The sequence below is a fragment of the Bacillus sp. DNRA2 genome (assembly GCF_012843265.1).
Taxonomy (GTDB): domain Bacteria; phylum Bacillota; class Bacilli; order Bacillales; family Cytobacillaceae; genus Bacillus_BU.
This window is the reverse complement of sequence record NZ_JABAIT010000059.1, coordinates 1-3249: the sequence shown is the minus strand read 5'-3', so window position 1 is coordinate 3249 and position 3249 is coordinate 1. Positions and strand designations below refer to the sequence as shown.

At 38.3% G+C, this 3249-nt stretch carries 2 protein-coding genes; one reads left to right on the top strand and one right to left on the bottom strand.

What is annotated here, in order from left to right:
• Positions 1-295: 295 nt before the first annotated feature.
• Positions 296-2647 (bottom strand): nitric-oxide reductase large subunit, encoded by a 2352-nt coding sequence (locus HHO41_RS21865; RefSeq protein ID WP_169102683.1) that lies wholly within the window; start codon positions 2645-2647, stop codon positions 296-298.
• 246 nt (positions 2648-2893) lie between these two features.
• On the opposite strand from HHO41_RS21865, the gene HHO41_RS21860 reads away from it, so the two are divergent.
• Positions 2894-3124 (top strand): DUF2249 domain-containing protein, encoded by a 231-nt coding sequence (locus HHO41_RS21860; protein WP_169102682.1) that lies wholly within the window; start codon positions 2894-2896, stop codon positions 3122-3124.
• The last annotated feature ends 125 nt before the right edge of the window (positions 3125-3249 follow it).

Genomic DNA, 3249 nt, shown 5'->3' with positions numbered 1-3249 from the left:
TCACGGACACGCACTACCTGTCAGCTATACACTTCCGCCACAAACGGTGTGTTCGGGACTTTCACCCGTTAGTCCGATACGCTGCCAAGCGCACAAAAGGACAACAGCCGCAGCTGTTGTCTAAGAGAAATTAGAGAGGTTAAAAATGTTCCAATGGAACAATGATAGATAAAGTAACTAGACAACTAAGGGTGTGGACTTCTGGTAAGTCTCACTCCTTTCGTTTATCTTATTAACAACTTCATTATATTACTTTTTCACGATTTTGTGTGTGACAAAAATCACACAAATTTATTTATTCATCTTCGTCCACAGCAAGATCCCTAACTGGAAGTGGTTCTTCCTCTTTATGTGTAACCTTGCGCAGATTAAATAGTGCTTTCAAACAGAACACAACTAGAATAGCCACACCAACTAAGAACACAGTATCTGGAATTGCACGAATCGTTAACAAATTCACCACTGTTTCCTGCTGAAGGAAAGCTGCAGCACGTGAAGTAGCATAACCATTGTCATATGCCGTTTTTAATTGCATAAATCCGACTGGTAATAATGAAATGATAATCATTCCTGCTAAACCAACGTTTAAAAGGATGCAAGAAATCTTAATGACTTTATCATTCCACTTCTCAGGCTTGACAATATTACGTAGAGAGAAGACAAGTACGGCACATGCAAACATACCGTATACACCCATCATCGATCCATGACCATGTGTAGGTGTTAAGAATTGACCATGCTCTAAATAGCTGACAGCTGGTAAATTGATTAAGAAACCAAGTACCCCTGCACCTACAAGGTTCCAGACTGCAACAGAAATTAAGAACCAGAAAGTCCCTTTATATGGGAAGTCTACCCCACCGTCACGCATCATTTTATATTGTTCATAAGCTTCTAAGATTAATAGAGTTAACGGAATGACTTCTAATGCTGAGAACACAGACCCAAGCGCAATCCACACTTCTGAAGATCCGTTATAGTAATAATGGTGACCAATACCGATAACACCACTGCCTAATAATAAGATCAATTGGAAATAAAGAGCTTTTACTGTCGAACTCTTAGTCACAAGTTTCATTTGAACCATTAAGAAACCAATGACAACAACGGCGAATACTTCAAAAATTCCCTCAACCCAAAGATGAATAATCCACCAGCGCCAGAAATCAGCGAAGGTAAAGTGAGTACCAGGATTAATTAAGAAAGCAAATAGATAGAAGAACGGTACTGCAATTGCTGAATAGAATAATAAATGGATTAAACCACCTTTATCAGTTTCACGTTTTAAACCGCTCTTGATACCACGGTAAACGATGAATAACCAAATCAACATACCAGCCGCTAAAATGACTTGCCAAATACGACCTAACTCTAGATACTCCCAACCTTGATGTCCTAGTAAGAACCAGTTATTTCCTAAATAACCGTTTGCACCTAACCATTGTCCAATCATACTTCCGCCAACTAAAACAACTAACGCCCAGAATAAGATATCCACAAGTAACCCTTGACGTTTTGGCTCATGACCACCAACAAGTGGTGCAAGGAAAATCCCCATACCTAACCATGCTGTAGCAATCCAGAAAATCGCCAATTGTAAGTGATAACCTTTTGCGATGTTAAATGGTAGAATATCGTAAATCCACTTCATTCCAAAGAAGCTATCCGGCTCGATATAGTAGTGTGCTAACAATGCACCGAACATTGCTTGGATAAAGAATAAGACAGCTACAATGACAAAATACTTTGCTGATTTTCTCTGCGAATTAGTGACAGGTAGCTTCATCAAATCAATTTTCGGGAATTGCCCTGGTTTATAAGCTTCCTGCATCCCAAGATGATAACGATAAAATACAAATAGAATGATTCCTACAAATAAGATTAAGAGTGTAACACTGACACCGCTCCACCAAATCGCTGAGAAGGACATTTCATTTCCGGCATCTTTATAATAAGGCCAGTTGTTTGTGTAAGTGATATCATCATCAATTCTTTCAGTACTTGATAACCAAGCTGTCCAGAAAAAGAAATCAGAAATTTGTTCAATTTGATCTCCTTGTGATACCCATGAACGATCCTTAAGAGGCATATCTTCTTCTTTAATTAGATTAGGCTTGAGCCCCCAACCATCACCCTTTGTAAACACATCATGATAATATGCTCTAACCTTTTTTACCCCAAACACTTGTGCATCTGTTAAAACAAGCTTATCAGTATCTTCTTCATAACGATTTTCACGCATTTCTTCGATAACTGCTTCGCGAATAATCGTTTTTTCCTCTTTAGCTAAATCCTTATAGTCTTTCCCATATGCTTCATTTGCTCTGAAATCCTGCATACCTTTCGTATACACTTCCAAAGCTTCTGCTGTGTAGTCTGGACCCATATAGGAGCCATGCCCTAACACTGTACCATAATCCATTAATCCATATTTTTGAAAGACAGCTTGTCCCCCCATGATAGATGCTTTAGATAGTACAACCTCTCCTTTTGCATCTGTCACCTCGATCGGACGGGGTGCCATATCTTTAAAAATCCAGTACCCTCCGACTAATAGTACGGTAAAACAAAGTATACATGTTGAAATAAGAATGGATTTTAAAAGTGCGTTTTTTGGTTTCGTTGACTTCCCAAGTTGATTGCCCATTCCAAACACTTCCTTTCTGTAATCTACATTCCTTATTTTAGACACATTGTTGTGACAACTTTGTGAGTTGCCGCATTAACCAGGTGTGATTTTTCACACACCTCTCCACCTGGAACATCAAGCATAATTCAGTCATATCAAGGATCCCTCCAACTAATTCTCGAAATAAAAGTGATGTATCTCACTCAAACTTCACGGAAAATAGTTTACGATAATGATGTCAAAAATTGATGAGGAGTGAGTCGAATGGAAGGCACAATCTTAGAAATGGACGTTCGTGAGGATATTAAAAATAAACAAGAACCGTTTCAAAAAATCATGGCTGCAATTGTTGGTTTAAAATCCAAAGAGGTGTTTTTGCTTCACGCTCCATTTGAGCCAGTTCCATTATATGGAGTATTAACGGCTCAAGGCTTTGAGCACACTGCTGAAAAAGTTGCTGAAGACTATTGGAAAATTACCTTTATTAAAAAATAAAAACAAGCACAGCCAAAGGGTTCATATAAAATGGCACCCATGTCAAGGACACAATAAAAAAAGAGGTTAAGCAACTAGAAGATGATTCCTAAATTGAATAGGGGTCATCTTTTTTAAATTCCATT